The following is a 21,079-nucleotide window of genomic DNA, read 5'->3' as shown; positions in this document are numbered from 1 at the left end:
CCGGGGTGGGCCCACACAGCCCACCCCGGCGCTCCTCCGGTCCGGATCCTCAGGACACGTGACCCCTCAGGCCGTTCGGATCCGCCGGATCATCCGGTCCCCGAGCCGCCCCACGCTGCCCGGGGACACCGGTCAGGGGACGATCGCGTGCGAGATCTGGCAGCCGCTGACCGCGTTCGACCAGGTGCCCTGCATCGCGAACGACCCGGTCGCGAACGCGACGTTCTGCGAGCCGCCGGTGCCGCCGACGCCCTTCCAGGCGCACTTGTCGGCGTTCTCGTAGCCGGTCGAGTCGGTCCAGCCGCCGGCCGGGTTCTGGTCGGTGACGGTCTCCGCGTACTCGTGGCCGAACACCATGGTCACGCCGTCGAGCAGGCCCGCGCTGCCGCTGTTGACGTAGTTCTGGCCGCAGGAGGTGCCCATGTCCGTCACGTACGGGTCGTTGCTGAACGCCACGTCACCGTACGGCGAGGTGGCCGCGCCGCCGGTCAGCGTGGTGTCGCCGTTCCAGTCGTGCCAGGCGCAGAAGTTGCCGGTGGACGTGTTGAAGCCGTCCGGGTGGGTGCCGGTCGGCGAGAGCACCACGTACTGGACGTTGCGGTTGGACGCGGAGGTGGTGTTGCCGAAGTGCCCGGCGGCCTTGATCGCCTCGTTGGCGATCTGGTTGCCGGTGGCCTGGCCGGGGGCGGCGGCGGAGTTGTCGACCCAGACGCCGGCCAGCGCGCCGCCGGTCGGGTAGCCGACGTGCGCGGCGGTGGACCCGCAGCTGGTGGCACCCTTGGCGACGCCCTCGCAGTACTGGGTCATGACGCCGGACCAGGTCTCGTTGTTGGTGCCGAGGCCCTTGTACAGCTGCTGGGCGCGGACGGCCTCGCCCGACGGGTCACCGGTCAGCGTGGTGTAGCCGTTGGCATCGGTGCCCGCGGTGCCCCACTGAGAGCCCCAGAAGACCACGTACACCTTCGGTGCACCGGTGGTGACGCCGATGCCGTCGACCCCGCCGCCGTAGCGCAGGTTCGACGTGCGCGTCGCAGCGGCCGAGTTGGCGTTGGCGTGCTCGGCCGCCTCCCTGGTGGGGACGGTGCCGTGCCGGTACGGGTGGCTCTGTCCGGCGAACTCGCTGCCCGGCTGGTCGGCCTGGGCGGCCGGGGCGGCGGCGAAACCGGTGGCGGCCAGCGCCAGCGCGCTGAGCCCGGTCAGGGCCCGGACTCGCGCCCGGCGGGAGGTGGGGGACATGCCCATCGTGAGGGTTCCTCTCTCATGCCGACCGCACACCGGTAGGGCGCGGCGACACCGTGGGGGACAAAGGGGGAGGGGCGACGGCGGGCAAGCCGGTTGCCACCGACCGTTCGTCATGAACAGCCGGCGAAGCGGGGATGGGGGACCGGTTCACCGCCGACGGCCGGAAGCAAAGCACCGCCGCCGAAACCGGGTCAACGACGCCGGGAGTAAGACCAACCCCAAGCGCGTCCCCGAAAGAGGTATCGAAAGCCAAAAGCCCCCAGTTGACGACCCGTTGATGCGCGTAGCGACGGCGAATCTCAACAGTTGAAGGAGGCTTTTACACCGTATTGCCCCTCCCCACTACCTGCACGAACCGCCCACCCCGGCTCCCTTCCCACCCCTGTCGGAGTGCCCTACGGTGTCGGCACTCCGACCTCGGCGATCCGCACGATCCGGCCGTGCGGGTCCAGGACGACGTCGTAGGCGTTGCCGTGACAGCCGTACGGGTCGGCCGGGTCGCGTTCGGCGAGGCAGTCGTTGAGGTGGATGACCAGTTCGTCCAGTCGGACGGGCTTCGCCGCCTCCCCGTTCGGGCGGTCGACCAGCGTCGCGGTGACGCCGGCCGCGGCGAAGCCGTAGTGCACGGGGGCGCCGGTGGCCTCGTAGCGGGGCGGGGCGCAGCTGAAGCGGGCGGGCTGGGCGGTGAGTTCGGCCGGACCGGCGGCGACCACGATCATCACCTGGTGGCCGGGAGCGGCCGCGGGCGCCGTGCACTCCGGCGCGGAGGCGCCGGGGTCAGCGGGGTCAGCAGGGGTGGCAGAGGCGGCAGGGTCCGCGGAGGCGCCGGGGTCGGCAGGGGAGTCGGGGTCGGCAGGGGCACCGGGGTCCGCGGGGGCCGCGACCGGCCCGGCGGTGTAGGTGCCGTCGTCACCGAGGTCGTCGCCGAAGTCGAGTTCGTCGTCCAGCGGTTCGTCCGCGCCGTCCTCGGCGAGGGCCGCGGCGGAGGACGCGGCGGCCACCGTCGGGCGGGACTCGGCGGGGGTGCAGCCGGTGAGGCCGGCCAGGGCGGTCACGGTCAACGCGGCTGCGGCGAGGAGGATGCGGGGCACGGCCATGGCACAAGTCTCCCCGGGCGGCGGTGGCGGTCGGCACCGGGGTGCACGCCGGGCGCGTGCCGAAGGGTTCCCGCCCCCGCCGGATGTGCGGATCCGGCGGGGGCGGGAGGTCTCGGGCAGGGCGAACGGTCAGGCCGCGACCGTCCGCTGCGCCTCGTACGCCTGGCGCACCCGCGCCTGCGCCGCCCCGTCCGCGCCCAGGTGGTCGAGCCCGAGCAGCGCCGCGCCCAGCACCGGCGGCGCGACGACCACCCGCGGCTCGGCCAGCGGCGCGGCCCGCGCCAGGCGGTCCGTCAGATTGTCCAGCAGCAGCGGCTGGCGGGAGGCGAGCACTCCGCCGCCGAGCACCACCGGGGTCGGCGAGTCCAGCAGTTCCAGCCGTCCGAGCGCGACCACGGCGAGCCGGACGATCTCGTCGGCCTGCCGGTCGATCAGCTCCAGGGCGACGGCGTCCCCCTCGACCGCGACCGCGAACAGCAGCCGGACGATCTCGTGCAGCCGTGCGGCCGGCAGGTGCCCGAGGTGGACGGCCTCGGCGACGGCCCCGGCACTGGGCAGGCCGAAGTGTTCGGCGATGGCAGGGGCCAGTGCGGTGGGCCCGCCCCGCCCGTCCTCGGCGCGGACGGCGTGCCACATGCTGTTGACGGCGAGTCCGGAGCCGCCGCCCCAGTCGCCGGTGAGTTCGCCGAGCGCCGGGAAGCGGGCGGTGCGCCCGTCCGGCAGCAGTCCGACGCAGTTGATCCCGGCGCCGCAGACCACCGCGACCCCGCGCGGGCCGTCGGTGCCGGCCCGCAGCAGGCCGAAGGTGTCGTTGACCACGGTGTTGCTGAGGCCCCAGGGGTGCGATGCGAGGGCGGTGCGCAGCGCCTCCTCCTCGATCGGCAGGTCGGCGTTGGCCAGGCAGGCGCTGACGTGGCTGGTGAGCACTCCGGCGGTGCCGGTCAGGCCGGCGGCCGCGGCGGCCTGCTCGACCAGGGGGGCGAGGCCGGCCACGGCCGCGGCGCCGCCGATCTTCTGGGGGGCGAAGCCGCCGCCGCGGGCGGTGCCGAGGACGGTGCCGTCGGCGCCGATCAGGGCGACGTCGGTCTTGGAGTTGCCCGCGTCGATGGCGAGGACGCCGGACAGGAGTGGTTCGGGCTGGTGGGTCATCTGGTCCCCGGGCTCGTACGTGGCCCGGCCGTGGAGCCCCGGCCGGGGGTGGTCGGTCTCCTCGCGGTGCCCGGCCCGCCGTCGCGGCGGGCCGGGCCGGGGGCGTTCAGGCCCAGGCGAGGTGCTCGCGGTTGTGGGCGAGCAGCCGGTCCGTGAGCTGGTCGGCGAGCTCGATCTGGCCGACCAGCGGGTGGGCGAGCAGGGCGTCGAAGACCCGGTCGCGTCCGCCGTGCAGGGCGGCGTCGAGCGCGAGGTGCTCGTACGAGGTGACGGCGGCGACCAGCCCGGCGAACAGCGGCTCGACCGGCCGCTGCGGCAGCGGCCGGACACCGTCGGCGTCCACCTCGGCCGGGACCTCGATGACGGCGTCGTCGGGCAGGAAGGGCAGCACCCCGTCGTTGCGGGTGTTGACCACCTGGACGGACGTCCCGCCGCCGGTGCCCAGCAGCGCCGAGATCAGCTGGACGGCGGCCTCCGAGTAGAAGGCGCCGCCGCGCTTGCCGAGCAGTTCGGGCTTGGTGTCCAGCGCGGGGTCGGCGTACAGCTCCAGCAGTTGCCGCTCGATCTCGGCGACCTGCGCGGCCCGCGAGCCCTGGGCCCGGAGTTCCTCGACCACGGCGTCGTGCTGGTAGAAGTACCGCAGGTAGTACGAGGGCACCACACCGAGCCGCTGGACGAAGGCCTGCGGCAGGTGGAGGTCGTCGGCGATCTCCTTGCCGAAGTCCCGCAGCAGTTCCGGGAGCACCTCCCGGCCGCTCACGGCGCCCGGCGCGTCCAGCAGGGTCACCCCGCGCTCCCAGGTGAGGTGGTTGAGCCCGACGTGGTCCAGCCGGACCAGTTCCGGGTCCACCCCCAGGTGGGCGGCGAACTTGCGCTGGAAGCCGATCGCGACGTTGCACAGCCCGACCGCCTTGTGCCCGGCGCTCTGCAGTGCGCGGGTGACGATGCCGACCGGGTTGGTGAAGTCGACGATCCAGGCGTCCGGGTTGGTCCGGCGGACCCGTTCGGCGATGTCGAGGACGACCGGCACGGTGCGCAGCGCCTTGGCGAGCCCGCCCGCGCCGGTGGTCTCCTGGCCGACGCATCCGCACTCCAGCGGCCAGGTCTCGTCCTGGTTGCGCGCGGCCTGTCCGCCGACCCGCAGTTGGAGCAGTACGGCGTCGGCGTCCGCGACGCCCGCCGTCAGGTCGGTGGTCACCGAGACGGTGGCGGGGTGTCCCTGCCTGGCGAAGATCCGCCGGGCGAGCCCCCCGATCAGCTCCAGTCGCTCGGCGGCCGGGTCGATCAGCACCAGTTCGCCGATCGGCAGGGTGTCGCGCAGCCGGGCGAAACCGTCGATCAGTTCGGGGGTGTACGTCGAACCGCCGCCGACGATGGCCAGCTTGAGCGCGGTCCTGCCGGACGTGAGTGTGGCGGCCATCAGCCCTTGACCCCTGTCAGTGTCACGCCTTCGATGAAGGCCTTCTGGGCGAAGAAGAACAGGACGATCACCGGGGCCATCACCAGCAGGGTGGCGGCCATGGTGAGGTTCCAGTTGGTGTGGTGGGCGGCCTTGAACGACTCCAGTCCGTAACTGAGCGTCCAGGCCTCGTGGTTGTTGCTGGCGTAGATCTGCGGGCCGAAGTAGTCGTTCCAGCAGTAGAAGAACTGGAACAGGGCGACGGCGGCGATGGCCGGCCTGGCCATCGGCAGGACGACCCGCAGCAGGGTGCGCAGGTCGCCGCAGCCGTCGATCCGGGCGGCCTCGATGTACTCCTTGGGGATGGTCATCAGGAACTGGCGCAGCAGGAAGATCGAGAACGCGTCGCCGAAGGCCATCGGGATGATCAGCGGCCAGAGCGAGCCGCCCAGGCCCATCTGCTTGGCCCAGAACAGGTACATCGGGATGACGGTGACCTGCGGGGGCAGCATCATCATCGCGATGACCGCCATCAGCGCCAGGTTGCGGCCGCGGAAGCGGAACTTGGCGAGCGCGTAGGCGACGGGCAGGCTGGAGACGACGGTGAGCAGGGTGCCGGCGCCGGCGTACACCAGGGTGTTGCGCCACCAGGTGAGGAAGCCGGGGGTGTCCCAGACCTTGGCGTAGTTGCCCCAGTTCCAGGAAGTGGGCCAGTAGTCGGTGGTGAGCGCCTGTTGGTCGTTCATCACCGAGGTGAGGAAGACGAAGACGAAGGGCAGCAGGAAGAACAGCGCGGCGGCGATGGCCAGCGAGTGCACGGCCACCCAGTTGAGCAGCGCCCGTCGCCGGGCGGCCCGGGCGGCGGCGGTGCCGGTGGCGGCGCGGGCCGGCGCCTCGGTCAGTGTGGAGCTGAGTGTCATGGGAGGGTCCTCACATCCGTCCGCTAGTCGTCGCTCGCCATGAAGCCGGACTTGCGGCGGAGCAGGATCGAGGTGACGGCCATCGACAGGGCGAACAGCACCAGGGCGACGACGCAGGCCGCGCCGTAGTTGAAGCGCTGGAAGCCGAGGTTGTAGACCATCTGCGGCAGGGTCCAGGTGGAGCCCTGGGGGAAGCCGGGCTCGAACGGCTGGCCGGAGTTGCCCGCGATGCCGCTGGCGACCTTCCCCGCGACGATCGCCTGGGTGTAGTACTGCATGGTCTGGATGACCCCGGTGACCACCGCGAACATGATGATCGGCGAGATGTTCGGCAGCGTGACGTACCGGAACCGCTGGAACGGGCCGGCGCCGTCCAGTTCGGCCGCCTCGTACTGCTCCTTGGGGACGTCCAGCAGCGAGGCCATGAAGATGACCATCAGGTCGCCGACGCCCCACATGGCGAGCAGGGTGAGCGCGGGCTTGGACCAGTTCGGGTCGGCGAACCAGCCGGGCTGGGGCAGGCCGAGCTCGCCGAGCAGGTGGTTGAGCGGGCCGGTGCCGGGGTTGAGCAGGAAGGCGAAGGCCACCGTGGCGGCCACCGGCGGGGCCAGGTAGGGCAGGTAGAAGGCAGTGCGGAAGAAGCCGGCGCCGGTCTTGACCTTGGTGATGAGCAGCCCGATGCCGAGGCCGAAGGCGACCCGCAGGCTGACCATGATCACGACCAGCCACACGGTGTTCCGCAGGCCCTGCCAGAAGGTCGGCAGCTCGTTGAGGACGTAGTTCCAGTTCTTCAGGCCGTTGAAGGTCGGGTTGCCGAAGCCGTTGTACTGGGTGAAGGAGAAGTAGGCGGTGGAGACCAGCGGGTAGACGAAGAAGACGCCGAACCCGATCAGCCAGGGGGACAGGAAGGCGAGGGTGCGGGCCGCCTCCCGGCGGCGCTTCCGGCGCAGCAGGTGCTGCGTGGACGGCGCCGCCGGGTCGGTCGCCCCGGTCCCAGCGCCCTTGCGGGTGCCGAACGCGAGTGACATGGGGAACTCCGTGGACCGTTCCCGCTACTTCGCCTGGGCGATGTCGGTGTCGATCTGCTTGGCCGTGGCGGCGAGGCCCGCCCGGACGTCCGGCTGCTTGCCGGACTCGATGTCGTAGCCGAGGTTCTGCAGCGAGACGATGTAGCCGCCGCCGTTGACGCTCGCGGGCGTGGTGCCCGAGTCGGGGTTCCTGGCGACGTCCAGGAAGGTCCTGAAGTTGGCGTCGCCGACCAGCTTCGGCGAGTTGAGCGCCTCGAAGGTGCTGGGCACGTTGTGGATCGCGTTGGCGAAGCCGACCACCGCGTCGGTGTCGGTGGTCAGGAACTTGACGAACTCCCAGGCCGCGGCCTGCTTCTTGCTGGTGCCGGCGATGCCGACGATGGTGCCGGTCTGGTAGCCGCGGCCGTAGGTGGCGGCCTGGTCGTCCGGGACGGGGAACGGCGCGGTGGCCCAGTCGAAGTCGGGCTTGTTCTCGGCGAGCGAGGCGGTGCGCCACTCGCCGTCGATGGCCATCGCGACCTGGCCGGTCTGGAACGGGTTCTTGGCGCTGAACTCCTCGCCGAAGGTGGCGCGGTACTTGTCCAGCTTCGCGTAGCCGCCGAGCTGGTCGACCATGCCCTTCTGCCAGCTGAGCATCGCCGCGACCCTGGGGTCGGAGGCGATGTTCGACTTGCCGTCGGCACCGAAGTAGGTGGCGCCGTACTGGCCGAGGAAGTGCTCGGTGGTGGACTCGTAGCCGTGGTAGAGCGGCATGAACCCGAGCTGCTTGTACGAGTCGCCGTCGGCGACGGTGAGCTTCTTGGCGTCGTCGGCGAACTCGCTGAAGGTCTTCGGCGGGGCACTGATGCCGGCCGCGGCGAAGGCCTTCTTGTTGTAGTACAGCCCGTAGGCGTCGCCGAGCAGCGGCAGCGAGCACTGGTTGCCCTGGAACTGCGTGTAGTTGAGCATCGCGGCCGGGAAGGTCCTGGCCGCGTCGATGCCGCTCTTCTGCAACAGGGGCTTGAGGTCGATGAAGGCCTTGGTCGAGCAGAACATGCCGACGTTGTTGGTGGTGAAGGAGGACACCACGTCCGGCGCGTCGTCGCCGCCGGCCCGCAGGGCCTGGTTGACCTTGTCGTCCGCGACGTTGCCCACCGGCTTGACGTGGATGTTGGGGTGGGCCTTCTCGAAGGCGGCGATGGTGTCGTTGATCGCCTTCACCTCGCTGTCCTGGCTCCAGCCGTGCCAGAAGGTGATGGTGACGTCCTTGCCGCCGGCGGAGTCGTCGTTGCCGCCCGACTCGCTGGAACCGGTGCAGGCGGAGGCGAGCAGGGCCAGGACGGCGCTGCCCGCGACGGCGGCGATCGTGCGGCGGCCTCGGCGGGAGGTGGTGGCGTGCACTTCGAGGTCCTCCTGGGGGTGCGCGGGCAGGCGTCATCGCCTCGGGGCCCGCGTAGGGGATCGGGGAGAGGTGGGTGCAGGGGGGGCGTCAAGGGGGTGGGTCGGCGGGTGGGTCGGCGGGTGGGTCGTCAGTGGGTGGAGAAGACCGCCTCACGGGCGTCCGTCAGGGCGCGCTGCAGGGCGCCGAGCAGGACGGGTGAGCCGGGCAGGGCACTGCTGCGGATCTCCGGACGGGCGAGGCAGATCCGGGCCAGTTCGTCCTCGACGAGCGCGCGCAGCCGCTCGCCGCCGGCGCTCGGCACCGCACCGGAGAGGACCACCAGCTGGGGGTCGACCACGGCGACGATCACGGACAGCCCGACGGCGAGCCGTCCGGCCAGTTCGGTGAGGAACGCGTCACCGGCGCCCGGGGTCTCCAGGGCCTTGGCGATCGACTCCTCCGCGGTGGGCGCGCCGAGCCCGTGCTCGCGCGCCAGGGTCCGGACGGCGGGTGCGCCGACCTGGGCCTGGAAGCCGCCGAACTTGCGGCGGCGGGCGTCCCACTCGACCGGTGAACCGGGCACCGGCATGTAGCCGACCTCGCCGGCGCCGCCGGTGAAGCCGCGGTGCAGCCGCCCGGCCAGCACGATCGCGGCGCCGACGCCGGCACCGGCCCAGAGCAGGACGAAGTCCTCGAAGCCGGCCGCCGCGCCGGAGACCTGCTCGGCGACCGCGGCCAGGTTCACGTCGTTCTCGATCGACACCGGCGCGCCGATCGCCTCGGTCAGCTCGGCCACCAGCCGGGGCGAGTGCCAGCCGGGCAGGTGGGAGGCGTAGTGCAGCTTCCCGGTGACCGGGTCCGGCGCGCCGCCGACCCCGATCGCGACCGTCCGCAGACTCCCCGCCGGCACCCCGGCCGCCCGCACCGCCTCGCCGACGGCCGCGGCCACCCGCGGCACCGTCCCGGCGGCCGGGACGCCTCTGGTGGACACGCTGTGCTCGGCCAGCGTGCTGCCGGTGATGTCGGCGACGGCGACCCTGATCCCGCTGTTGGTGACGTCCAGTCCGGCGACGTACCCGGCGGCCGGATTCACCTGGTACAGCTGCGCGTTGGGGCCGGGACCGCCCTCGGTCGTCCCGACCGGCAGGACCAGCCCGGCCGCCTCCAGCCGGGACAGCAACTGCGAGGCGGTCGGCTTGGACAGCCCGGTCAGCGCCCCGATCTGGGTGCGGGACAGCGGCCCGTTCTCCAGCAGCAGTTCGAGGGCGGCGCGGTCGTTGATGGCGCGCAACAGGCTGGGGGTGCCGGCGAGGGGGGCCTTGGCGGTGCTCTTGGTCATGCCCGGAATCCTCCCCTTCCCACCGGTCGACGTGAACTGTTAGGAAACTTTCCAGTCGCTTGGCACAGGACCGTACGGTCCCCTCACCGGGGTGTCAATGGCCCCCGAACGCCCAGATGCCGAAGCGTTACCGCCCACCCGGGCGCCGCCGTCCGCCGGAGCGCCGCCTGAACGACGGAAGGCCCCGCCCCCACCGGAGTGGGAACGGGGCCCTCGGGCGACGGATCGGCCTACGGCTTGGCGATCGTCGGGTCGTCCGTCGGGGGCTTGGGCAGGGGGATCGGTTCGGTGGCCCGGTAGCGGGGCGAGGCGGGGTCGGAGAGGGCGGACGGCGGGGCGGGCTCCGCCGCCGTGATCGAGACGCCGGTGGCCACCGCGGTGGCCTCCTCCTTGACCTTGATCCCCGCCTGGTCGAAGGCCGTCTTCAGCCGCTGGCGCAGCGCCCGGGAGACCGTCGACGCCTTGCCCGGCGCGGTCCGGGCCTCGACCCGCACCATCACCGAGTCCGCCGCCACCGACTCCACGCCCAGGACCGACACCGGCGCCCAGACCAGCTCGTCGTACGGCGCCTCCTTGGCCAGCCCCTCGGCGGTCTCCTGGATCAGGTCCTCGACCCGCTGCAGGTCCTCCTTGTACCCGACCTGCACGTCCACCGAGGCGGTCGCCCAGCCCTGGCTCATGTTGGCGATCCGCTTCACCTCGCCGTTGCGGATGTACCAGATCTCGCCGTTGGCCCCGCGCAGCTTGGTCACCCGCAGCCCGACCTCCAGCACCGTGCCGGTGGCCACCCCGGTGTCGATCTCGTCGCCGACGCCGTACTGGTCCTCCATGATCATGAAGACCCCGGAGAGGAAGTCCGTCACCAGGTTGCGGGCGCCGAAACCGATCGCCACACCGGCCACACCGGCGCTGGCCAGCAGCGGCGCCAGGTTCATCCCCAGCGCGGAGAGCACCATCAGCGCCGCCGTGCCCAGAATGGTGAAGGACGCCACGCTGCGCAGCACCGAGCCGATCGCCTCCGAGCGCTGCTGGCGCCGCTCCGGGTTCACCACCCCGTGGTTGGCCAGCAGCCCGCCGAGCCGGCTCTCCTCGTGGTGGTCGTGGCCGCGCGCCATCCGCGCTATCAGCTGGGTGATCAGCTTGCTCACCACGACCCGCAGCACCAGCGCCAGCACGATGATCAGGACGATCTGCAGGCCGGCCGCCAGCCAGCTCTGCCAGTGGGTGTCGAACCAGCTGGCCGCCTGCTTGGTGGTGTCGGTGACCTCCTGCGCGCTGGTGGGGATCCGCAGCTGCGGCAGCTCCGGCGCGGTGGGGGAGGCGGTGGGGGACGGCACCGGCGTCGGGGTGGAGAGCGCCGAGGACGCGTCGGTCGGACCGGTGGCGCCGAAGCGGAACACGTGCGGGACCTTCCTTGCTGGGGGCCTGACCGGTCCGCGCCGCGCAAGCGGCCCACGGACCGTGCGGGCTAGCCTATCCGGCGCCGAACACCTGCCCGGACCGCGCGCGGGGCGTACGGCGCACCCCGGACGCCCCGTCAATGCCCCGGTGCGCTCCCCCGAGGGCACCCGCCGGCCCCGCCCCCGCACCACTCCGCGCCACGCCCGCACCGCCCCGCACCACCGGCCCCACCACCCCGAACGGCCGCAGGACCGCCGCCGTACGGCCCAGCGGGCTGCTCCGACCGGCCGAGCCGCGCTCCCCGCCCGGCCCCCGCCCCCGCCCCGGCGGCACCCGGGTGCAACCGGACCTTCCCCCGGGCATACCGGCTATGACGGACACCACACCCGGAGTTCACGTCAGGTCCGTTACACAGGAGTGGTGGCGCCGTACGAAGGCGTAAGGCGACACTGGGGGAGATCGCGCACTCGTTGCGGGATCCAACCGCTCGTCCCGGCGCGAGCCACGCGCCGCAGGCGTCCAAGGAGGCATCCGTGCCGCATGTCCTGGTCCTCAACGCGTCCTACGAGCCACTCGGCGTCGTATCGATGCGCCGCGCACTCATCCTGGTCCTCAACCACAAGGCGGTCAGCCTGGAGGACACGGGAGTCACTCTGCACAGCGCCACCAGCGCCCTACCGGCGCCGTCCGTCGTCCGTCTGACCCGCTTCGTCCGGGTCCCGTTCTGCGGGCCCGTCCCGCTCACCCGCCGGGCGCTGTTCGCCCGCGACCACGGCCGCTGCGTCTACTGCGGGGCCGCCGCCACCAGCGTCGACCACGTCATCCCGCGCAGCCGGGGCGGCCAGCACCGGTGGGACAACGTGGTGGCGGCCTGCCGCCGCTGCAACCACACCAAGGCCGACCGCCACCTGACCGAACTCGGCTGGCGGATGAAACGACCACCCGCACCGCCCAGCGGCCTCGCCTGGAGGATCATCGGCACCGGGATCAAGGACCCGCGCTGGCGGCCCTACCTGGAGCCGTACGGCGGCGGTGACCAGCTGCGCGCGCCGCAGTGGGGCGAGTACGAGCACCACGACCATACCGAGCCGACCCACTCCGTCCCGATCGGCCGGGCGCACGCCGCCCACCCCGCCCCCGTCCGCCGCGGCGAGCAGCCCGAACCGCTCTCCGCCTGACCGAAGCGACACAAAGGGCCCGCCCGTCACACGTCGGTACGCGCCTCATGGGCCGCCGCGCCCCCCGCGAAGGGGAGCCCGGCGGCCCGCCGCTGTTCTGAACGGGAAGCGCTACGGCTTCGTCGCCGGCGGCGCGACCGGCGCCCCCGACTGGCCCGGCTGCCCCGGCTGCCCCGGCGGGTTGGCCGGCGGCTGCTGCGGGGCGGCCGGAGCCGTGACGGCGTACAGCTCGATGCCGTACAGCGAGTAGCCGAACTTGGTGGCCCGCGCCACGCCCTGCATCCGGACGTACCGCACGTTCGGCGCGTCGAAGCGCACCGTCTCGTCGCCGCCCTTGCCGTTGTCCACCGTCGCCGCGTCCGTCCAGCTGCTGCCGTCCGCCGAGACCTGGATCTTGTACGAGGAGGCGTACGCGGACTGCCAGTGCAGCACCGCCGCCCCCAGGTGGGACGCCTGCGGCAGCGCCAGCTGCACCCAGGCGTCGTCCTTGGCCGGGGAGGACCAGCGGGACTTCGGGTCGCCGTCGGCGACCGCCGAGGCCGGGAAGTTCGGCGTCTCGTCGCCCGAGGAGCTCGCCTGCGCGCCGACCGCCAGGTCCGGCCCGCCGGTCGGCGGCACCACGTGCACCTGCAGCACCTGCTTCACGGTCGTGCCGCCCGCCACGTATGACACCGGCACCTGGTAGGTCCCGGAGGGCGTCCCCTGCGCGGCGGTGACCAGCAGCGGCACGCCGACCCGGCCGCCGCGCGGCACGGTCACCGGGCCGGCCGGGGTCACGGTCAGGCCCTTGGCGGCGGCCGGAACCTCGGTGCGCAGCTCGCCGGTGGTGCCCTCGGGGCGGCCGGCCTCGACGGTGGCCTGGGTCCTGGTGGGCGCGGCGGCGCCGGTGACCACGTCCAGGGCGGGATCGGCAAGGCTCAGCCGGGCCGCCGGGGCGTCCGCGTACCAGGGGATCACCTGGTTGACCACCGGCGGGTCGCCGCCGGGCTTCCAGGTCAGCCGGAACGCGTCGGCGGCCTGCCCGCCGGCCGGCAGCTCGTTGTAGCCGGGCTGTACGGTGCCGATGTCCACCCAGCTGCCGTCCGCGTGGCGCACCGCGACGGTGGCGGTGGCGCGCACGTTCGGGTCGGTCAGCACGGTGAGCCGGTCCAGCGGGCGGGCGCTGCCCAGCTCGACGACGAGCGGCGCGTCCAGCGCGGTGGGCGCCTGGGCGGCGCGGTACGCGGTGTCCGGGTTGCCGTCCAGCACGGCCGCGGCCGAGGAGCCGGGCAGCGCGGCCGGCCCGCCGGAGACGCTGGCCGGGGACTCGTCCGGGGCGGTCACGGTGAACTCGCGCACCGCCACGGCGGTCTTCTGCGCGGCGGTCGCCCGCAGCCGCACCGCCCGCACCACGGTGCCGGCCGGCAGCTGGGCGCTGACCGTCTTCTGGTTCTTCACCACGGCGAGCTGCTGCCAGCCGCCCTCGCCGGTGCTGTACTCCAGCACCCCGTCGCGGATGTAGTCGTCCACGGCGTTCTGGGCGTCCGGACCGTCGCCCCAGCCGCCCATCAGGACGGTGACGCCGCTGATCGGCCGGCCCGCGCCGAGGTCGACGCCGACCGAGTCGCCGGCCTGCGGGGGAGCGGAGCTCCAGTAGAAGGTGCCGGCCTGGCCGTCGACCATCAGCGCGGGCAGGTGGTCGTGGGCGGTGCCCATGCTGGTGGTCGGGGTGATGCCGCCGCTGACCACGCCGGACCAGTTGTCGGCGGCGCGCACGGCGCGGTCCAGGAACGGGCCGAGCACCCCCGCGCCGATGGTCGCCGGGGTCTGGGCGAGCTGCGCCCGCAGCTGGTTGAGCCTGACACGGGCCTTCCAGGCCGCCGCGCCGTCGCCACCGTGCTGGGCCAGCAGCATGTCGAGCGCGGCCTGCCCGGCCAGCCCGTAGTCGCGCAGCGGGCCCAGCCAGGGGCCGGCCTCGGCGGCCAGCTGGGCGGTGGCCTGGGTGCCGGCCAGGGTCTGCTGGGCGCCCGCCATCGTGGTGAAGGCGTCCCGCAGCGGGGCCGCCGCCGCTATCAGCTTGTTGAGGTCGGGGGCCGCGCCGGAGGTGGGCTCGGCGTTGGCCCAGAACTGGTCCAGCAGCGGTTGCAGGTAGCCGGACTCCTGCTTGGCCAGCGGCGATGAGGTGCTGTTGCCGGCCAGCGCGGTGACGGCGGACAGCGCCGACCCGGCGGGCGTCGCGGCGGCGCCGGTCGGGCCGGCCAGCGAGCGCACCGCGGCCCGCCAGGAGTCGTCGGGCTTGTAGCCGGCCGGGTTCCAGGCGAAGTCGCCGGCCGTGGCGAGCGCGATCCGGGAGGCCACCGGCTGCTGCATGGCGCCGGTCAGCAGCACGGCGGAGCGGGTCGCCACCTCGGGGTCGCGGCCGGTGTAGGCACCGAGGAAGAGCCGGTCCGGGCTGGCGTCGTTGACCGGGTAGTTGTCCATGGTGACCAGCGGGTGCCCGTACAGGCTGCCGGTGTCCGAGGTCTCGGCGCCGGTGATCTTCTCCGGGATCACCGCGCCGCCGCTCCAGGCCACCTGCACGCCGGCCGGCAGCGCGTCGGCCAGCGCCTTGCGGTACGGCGTCGAACCCTGCTTGTGGTACTCGGTCGGGACGACGGACAGCGGCGCCAGGCCCGGGTTCTTCGCGATCAGCCGGTCCTGCACCTTCTTGACCAGCGCGGCCTGCGCCTTGGCCGCGGCGGCCGGGCCGGTGCCGTACTCGTCGCGGTCGTCGCCGCAGTGCCACTCGGTGTAGCTGACGTCCAGGAACTGCAGCTGGAACGCGGTGAAACCGAGCTTGCGCAGCCCGTCCAGCTTCCTGACCAGCGCGTCGACGTCGTCGTCGTCGGTGAAGCAGAGCGACTGCCCCGGGTCGATCGCGTAGCCGAGGGTGACGTGGTTCAGTCGGGCCCGGTCACCGAGCTCGCGCAGGTCGGACTGCTGGTCGGCGGGGTAGGCGTCGCGCCAGCGGCTGAGCCGGAACGGGTCGTCACCCGGGGCGTAGAGGTAGAAGTTCTGCTTGGAGCGGCCCAGGAAGTCGACCTGGTCGAGCCGCTGCTGGGCGGTCCACGGGGTGCCGTAGAACGCCTCCGCGGTGCCGCGCACCGCCGCGCCGCTCGGCCAGTCCCGCAGCGTGATCCCGGGCACGCCGAGCCCGGCCGCGCCCGGCCCCTGGCCCTGCCCGGCCGGGACGGCGGCGAGCAGCTGGCGCAGGCTCTGCGCGGCGTAGAAGGTGCCGGCCGCGTCCGCACCCGCCAGCACCACCGCGCCGTACGTCCCGCCGCCCTGGGCGGGCAGCTGACCGGCCGACAGCACGTAGCCGCTGGGCGGCATGCCCGCTGTGGACGGCGCGGAGCCGTCCTTGCCGCCGGCCGCGGCGGTCAGCTGGCGCAGCGTCCGGTCCACCTCGCCCCCGGCGCCCTCCGCGGTCCCGCCGACGTACACCACCAGCGAGCCGGCCGCCGGCGTCCCGCCGTCCGCCTGCGGCGACACGTCGGTCGCCCCGGCGACGGTCAGCACCTCGCGGACGGCGTCCACCGCGCCCCGGTCCACCTTGGGCGCGGTCACCAGCGTCACGGCGGCCGGAACGGTGACGGCCTTGCCCGCCACGGTCTGCTCCTGCGGACGCGGGAACACCTGCGGGTCGGTCACGCTCCCCAGCGGCGTCTGCGGCGCGGTGCTCACCACGTCCGGCCCGGGCGTCGCCGCGTACGCCGTCGACGGCAGCGGACCGGCCAGCAGCCCGCCCACCACCGCCGCGGTCACCACCCCGGCCGCGATCTGCATCGCCCGCCGCCCCGGCCGCCCGGCCGCACGCTCCGCCCGCACCGACGCCAACAGCGGCTCCGTCCCCTTCAGATCGGCGATCACCCGGTCCGCGGTCCGCGGCGCCAGCTGACGGCACGTCCGCGCCGTCGCCCGCCGCGCCGCCAGCGCCGCCGGATGGTGCAGCACCTCGCGCAGCGCCGGAGTCTGCTCCAACTGCTGCCGCAGCCGCCGCCCGGCCACAACGGACACACGGGCTTGCACAGGGGCCTCCTCGCCAGGCCTGGACCACAACGCGAGCAACCCCACCAGCTACCCAACCCGGTGTCAATGTCACCGACGGCTATGCCTACTTTGCCCGATTTCATCCCACCATCCGAACCATCCCCGACACACCCCCGACACACCTCGGGCCCGCTCCGCCACGAGGCGGAACGGGCCCGAGAACCAGCAGCTCAGGACGCGGACGTCAGGAACGCGGAGGAGCGGGCGGCACGGCCGTCCGCAGGTTCGGGACGGACCACTGGTGGTTGAGGCCGAGCTGGTCGGTCTGGCAGTCCCACAGCTGGAGCCGCGTGCCGTTGGTGGTGTTCCCGCCCGGCAGGTCGAGGCACCGGCCGGAGGCCGGGTGGTACAGCGCCTCGTTGGCGAGCGGGATCCACTTCTGCGCGGCGGTGCCGTCACAGGTGTGGTACTCCATCTGCACGCCGTTGCCCGTACCGGCGTTCACCGGCGCCAGGCATCCGTTCATGACCCGGACGGTGCCGTCGCCGCCCAGCGAGAACTGCTGCGCGGTGCTCCCGTTGCAGTCGTAGAGCTGGACCGCGGTGCCGTTGCCCGCCACGGCGCCGTTGAGGTCCACGCACTTGTTGACGTCGACGCGCGAGCGGATGACGCTCGCGGAGCCTGGAGCGGTCGGCGCCACCGCGAACGGGTAGACGGCGGTGCTGCTGATGCTCCCGTCGAAGCTGTCGGTCGGCTTGGACTGGTACCGGTACCGGCCCAGGACGAACGGCCCCGAGGGCGGCGGGCTGGTGCTCGCCCGGTGGTAGCCGGTCGTGGCGAGGACGCCGTCCACGTACAGCGACATCGCGCCGGTATCGGCGTTGTAGGAGGCGGTGAGCCGGGTCCACACGCCGGGTCGGAAGTAGGCTCCGGCGTTCCTGGTGTCCGTGTAGTCGTACGACCAGTTGTCGTCGTCACTGACCGACAGGGCGAAGGCCCAGAAGCCGTACTTGGCGTCCGCGTACAGGATGAAGTTGCTGCCGTGCACGGTGTCCTGGCTGGCGATGACGCCGCCCTTCGGACCGGTCTTGGCCCAGGTGGAGACCGTGAAGCTCTTCCGGGTGTCGACCACGGGGCGCGACATCGTGACGGTCGATCCGGCGCCGGGGCTGAAGGCGCCCACGGTGGTGGCGCGGCCGTCCACCGTGTCCCCGACCCAACTCACGCCCGACGCCGTCCCGTCGGCCTTCTTCTGGCCGTCGGGAACGGTGTTGCCGCCGTTCGGCGCGGCCAGCCAGTTGCCGACCGGGTGGTTGAGGTTGCCGAGTACGACCGGCTTCGTCTCCAGACCGGTCACCGTCGGGCCGCTGTTGACGTCGGCTGCCTTGGTGCCGACGCCGGCCCAGGCGACCAACTGGTTGTTGGTGTCGACGGCCCAGAGGTCCGGGACGCCGTCACCGGTGACGTCGCCGCTGGAGCCGACCTTCGGGTAGAGCTTGGCGTCGACGCCGTTGGCCAGCCAGCCCTTGGTGGGATCGGCGAAGGCCGAGGCGTCGACGGTGCCCTGGGTGGCGCCCTTGGCCAACTGGTAGGCGTGGACGGTGCCGTCCCACTTCGACCGGGCCCAGACGGTCGGGATGTTGGTGCCCTTGGCCGGGCCGGGGGTGATCAGGTCGTAGGAGTCCCAGGCCTGGCTCTGGGAGAGCAGGATGGCGGGGCCGTCGAGCTGCTTGACGTTGTACGACAGGCTGAGCCACAGCCTGCTCTTCTCGACGAAGAGCAGGGAGGAACGGGGCAGACCGGCGGTGGAGGTGCCCGCCCGGTCGGGCGTGTCACCGAAGGGCGAGCCGAGCGCGGCGATCTGGGTGACCGCGGACCAGTCGCCGCCGTTCCCGTTGGCCGCGCAGTCGATGGGCGTGCCGTCGGGCAGGACGCAGGTCCGGCTCTTGGCCAGCGTGGTCGCCGCCTGGCCGTCCAGGTGTCCGGCGATGTCGTCGTTCGGGTAGAGGGAGAGGAACGGGCTTCCGGGCGCGTGGGCGACCAGGTCGTCCACGTTCCGGTCGCTGAACGAACCCCGGTGGGTGATCTGGGCCGTGCTCCAGTCCTGGTTGTCGGCCGCTCCCGGTGCCGAGGCCGGCTTGGTGTTCGGAGCGGCGTACGGATCGGCGTTCGCGCCGACCAGGCGCAGCGAGCCGGTGCCGTCCGGGAGCAGGACGTCACCCTTGCGGTCGCCGTCGATGTCGCCCATGACGGGGTCGCCGGCGGCCGGGTTGCTCGGTACGAAGTAGGTGTAGACGACCGGCTGCGACATGTTGCCGGCGTTGTCCTGGGTCTGCAGGTAGAGGAAGTTGGTCCCCCAGTGCCAGGGGGTGTACTTCAGCTGGAAGCTGCCGTCGCCGTTCATCTTGACGATGTTTCCGCCGTCGTTGCAGTTCCACCCGGTGGCGGCGGCCTGGATCGGGTCGGTGGTCCAGCGCGCGCAGGCCAGACCGGAGGAACGGCCGCCGCCGGACGGCGTCGGGTCGGTGCCGCTGAGGGTGAAGACGCCCTCCTGGCCGACGAGCTTCGGGTGCCCGCCGAGGGTGCCCGACTCCGGGAAGTCCGTCGAGGTGATGCGGGCGGTCGGCGGGGTGCGGTCGATGCGCAGGAAGCACATCGCGGTGTTGTCGCTGTCGAGGGTGCCGTCGCCGGTGTGGCCGAACCAGCCGTACTGGTGGCCGTCGATCAGGGAGCCGACACTCACGGTCCGGCGGCCCGAACTCGCGGCCCACCCGGTGTCGTAGATCTTCGAGGAGCCGTTGTCGTCGTCGTCCCAGATCTTGAACGTGGTCCAGAGCTGCTCGCCGGTCGGCGACCAGGTGTCCGCGGCCAGGTTGATGTCGGTGTTGGCCCCCACCCAGCCCGGGTTGTCCCAGGGGTGGGCGGTACCGGGGGTCTGGCACTGGTCGTAGGCCGCGTCACGCGCGAAGCCCGGCGTGGGGCTGGCGCCCGGACTGCCGACGTGCGGTGCGAAGTCGTAAGTGACCGAGATGTGCGGGTTGTTGGCGAACCGCTGGCGGTAGTACTTGTTGGTCTCGTTGTCCGGCGCGAACATGAACGTCCAGCCGCCCCAGTGCTCGCGTGCGGCCTGGACCATCTGGTTGTAGACGTTGAACTCGACGCCGCCCTCACCCTTGATCGACTTCGTCTCGACCTTGGCGCAGTTCCACGGTTCCTTGCAGGGCTGGGCGTTCCACGTCGTCCACTGGTTGATCGGGTTGCTGGTGCCCGAGCCGGTCGAGTAGAGGCCCATCGGTGTGTCGGTCGACGGACTCGACGAGACCGCGACGGTGGCGTAGAGCGTGGCGCTCAGTACGGCCGAGTCCCAGAAGGCGGAGTTCAGGCCGACCTGGAAGTAGGCGCGTTCCCTGCCTTCCTTCTCGCAGCGGTGCTGCGAGTCGATGTAGCCGCAGTAGCCGGCGGCCGGCTTGTCCTGGCCGTACTGGGTGCCGTTGTACTCGGGGGTGTCGGGGTAGGCCCACTGCACCTGCGCCCAGGCCTGGGCGCCGTTGTCGACACTGGGGTTCCAGCCCGGGTCGATGTACCAGGGGCCGGTGCCCTGCCCGAGCACCGAGGCGTCGGGGACGAGGTCGATGCCGCTGCCGTTGACCGTGGTGGTGATCGTCGCGGTCTTCGCACCGGGGCCCGGAGCCTTGCTGGTGGACCCGGGCGCGGCGGCACCGTCGTCCGCCGCAGGTGCGGCGGCGACCTTGCTCTGAGCCTTCCCGGCGACTGCCGGCGCGGCGCCTGTGGTGGAGTCCCACATGACCGGCGTGGGCGCGGTGAAGCGCGCCGCGCCGGACGCGTCCTCGGCCGTCAGGTTGCCGTTGGCGTCCGCCTTGACGGTCAGCCCGTCGACAGCGGTGTCGAGGTGGAGCTTCTTGATCCTCGGATCGGTCGCGGCCTGGGCGGTGCGGACGATCAGGACCTGGCGCCAGCCGCCGGCGGTGGTGGCGCTCAGCTCCAGGTCGACGTCGGGCAGGACGGACCGGTAGAGCGCGCTGCTGCCGCTGAGTTCGGGCTTCGGCAGGTCGAACGGGGCCTTGACCGACAACTTCTTGCCGTCCGCCGTGGTCATGGTGGCCAGAGGACCGCTGCCGCCACCCGAGAAGGTGAGCGCCGAGGGCGCGGCCGTCGGCGCGAGCGTTCCGTCCGGATCTGCCCGGAGGGTCGCGTCGACCGGGCGCCAGCTGCCGTCCGGGTTCTTGACCCGCTCCGCCACCGGGCTGGAGTCGTTGGTGACCGTGCCGTCCGGGTTGGCGGTGGTCTGGCTGCTTCCCGTGGTCAGCGCGTCGACGACGACGGGCTTGCCGGTGCTCTTCGCCTTGGCCTGGGCCGCGTGGATCGCCGCGATCTGGGCGCCCCGGGGATCGGACGGACCCTTGGCGGGCTGGGCCGGCGTGCTGGGCCAGGAGGGATCGGCGGGGCCGTGGTTCCGGTCGGTGGGAGCCGCTGCGGCGACGGTCGGTGCGCCGAGCAGACCTGCGCCCAGCGAGAGCACGGCCGTGCAGGCGAACGGAAGGAGAGCCGCACCGAATGTCCGGTTTCTGGGGTTCCGCCTGCGCGTTGGAAGAGATGGAGGTTGTGACCTCAACATGAACAGCCCGTCTCCGATGGCGATGTGAACGGAAGTCAGGCGCACGGTGCCTTCACATTCGATTCGCTGTCAAAGTGTTTTGTCGACATCGTGTCCGAGTTGTCAGGGGTGGTGGCGGGTTGCTCTCAGTGTGATGGTCATCACATGATGTGTTTTTAAGAATTTCTCACATTCGATAGGTCGTATGCCCCTAAGGTGCCGTGGGCTTGGGTCGACACCGTCGGCCCGCCCGAAGACTTGGCAATCCTTGGGGGGATCAAGTGTCGCGTCGCTTCCGGCTGTTCAATCGTTCGCGCAGTTCGCGACTGGCTACGGCCGCCGC

Annotated in this window: 12 protein-coding genes; 1 reads left to right on the top strand and 11 read right to left on the bottom strand. The window is 72.5% G+C overall.

The annotated features are described in order from the left end of the window. Nucleotides 1–132: 132 nt before the first annotated feature. The 9 genes from ACIRVF_RS23840 to ACIRVF_RS23800 form a co-directional block, all read right to left on the bottom strand. Complete coding sequence (locus ACIRVF_RS23840; protein WP_402821167.1) at nt 133–1,242, bottom strand: hypothetical protein; 1,110 nt, start codon at nt 1,240–1,242, stop codon at nt 133–135. Nucleotides 1,243–1,637: 395 nt separating this feature from the next. Further along, nucleotides 1,638–2,339: a hypothetical protein gene (locus ACIRVF_RS23835; protein WP_402821164.1), complete on the bottom strand. Its 702-nt coding sequence runs from the start codon at nt 2,337–2,339 to the stop codon at nt 1,638–1,640. Between the two features lie 129 nt (nt 2,340–2,468). Continuing rightward, nucleotides 2,469–3,488, bottom strand: a complete 1,020-nt coding sequence (locus ACIRVF_RS23830; RefSeq protein ID WP_402821161.1) for an N-acetylglucosamine kinase — start codon at nt 3,486–3,488, stop codon at nt 2,469–2,471. Between the two features lie 106 nt (nt 3,489–3,594). Beyond that, nucleotides 3,595–4,908 carry a 6-phospho-beta-glucosidase gene (locus ACIRVF_RS23825; RefSeq protein ID WP_402821158.1) on the bottom strand — a complete coding sequence of 438 codons (1,314 nt, stop codon included), beginning with the start codon at nt 4,906–4,908 and terminating at the stop codon, nt 3,595–3,597. After that, nucleotides 4,908–5,807 carry a carbohydrate ABC transporter permease gene (locus ACIRVF_RS23820; RefSeq protein ID WP_402821155.1) on the bottom strand — a complete coding sequence of 300 codons (900 nt, stop codon included), beginning with the start codon at nt 5,805–5,807 and terminating at the stop codon, nt 4,908–4,910. The genes ACIRVF_RS23825 and ACIRVF_RS23820 overlap by 1 nt, the downstream gene beginning before the upstream one ends. Before the next feature lie 23 nt (nt 5,808–5,830). Next, nucleotides 5,831–6,835, bottom strand: a complete 1,005-nt coding sequence (locus ACIRVF_RS23815) for a carbohydrate ABC transporter permease (RefSeq protein ID WP_402821152.1) — start codon at nt 6,833–6,835, stop codon at nt 5,831–5,833. A 24-nt stretch (nt 6,836–6,859) separates the two neighbouring features. Further along, entirely contained in the window at nt 6,860–8,215 is a 1,356-nt protein-coding gene (locus ACIRVF_RS23810) for an ABC transporter substrate-binding protein (RefSeq protein ID WP_402821149.1), read from the bottom strand. 128 nt (nt 8,216–8,343) lie between these two features. Continuing rightward, on the bottom strand, nt 8,344–9,534 hold the full coding sequence (locus tag ACIRVF_RS23805; protein ID WP_402821146.1) for an ROK family protein: 1,191 nt from the start codon (nt 9,532–9,534) through the stop codon (nt 8,344–8,346). Nucleotides 9,535–9,764: 230 nt separating this feature from the next. After that, nucleotides 9,765–10,934: a mechanosensitive ion channel family protein gene (locus ACIRVF_RS23800; RefSeq protein ID WP_402821143.1), complete on the bottom strand. Its 1,170-nt coding sequence runs from the start codon at nt 10,932–10,934 to the stop codon at nt 9,765–9,767. Between the two features lie 534 nt (nt 10,935–11,468). Between ACIRVF_RS23800 and ACIRVF_RS23795 the strand changes: the two genes are divergently transcribed. Beyond that, nucleotides 11,469–12,113 (top strand): HNH endonuclease, encoded by a 645-nt coding sequence (locus ACIRVF_RS23795; protein ID WP_030287845.1) that lies wholly within the window; start codon nt 11,469–11,471, stop codon nt 12,111–12,113. A gap of 111 nt (nt 12,114–12,224) precedes the next feature. On the opposite strand, the gene ACIRVF_RS23790 is transcribed toward ACIRVF_RS23795, so the two are convergent. Beyond that, entirely contained in the window at nt 12,225–16,160 is a 3,936-nt protein-coding gene (locus ACIRVF_RS23790; protein ID WP_402821139.1) for a beta-N-acetylglucosaminidase domain-containing protein, read from the bottom strand. 205 nt (nt 16,161–16,365) lie between these two features. Further along, entirely contained in the window at nt 16,366–20,661 is a 4,296-nt protein-coding gene (locus ACIRVF_RS23785) for a ricin-type beta-trefoil lectin domain protein (RefSeq protein WP_402821136.1), read from the bottom strand. Nucleotides 20,662–21,079 lie beyond the last annotated feature (418 nt).

The sequence above is a fragment of the Kitasatospora sp. NPDC101157 genome (assembly GCF_044768255.1).
GTDB lineage: Bacteria > Actinomycetota > Actinomycetes > Streptomycetales > Streptomycetaceae > Kitasatospora.
Note: the sequence above shows the minus strand (reverse complement) of the source record. Positions and strands in the feature narration are given on the sequence as shown.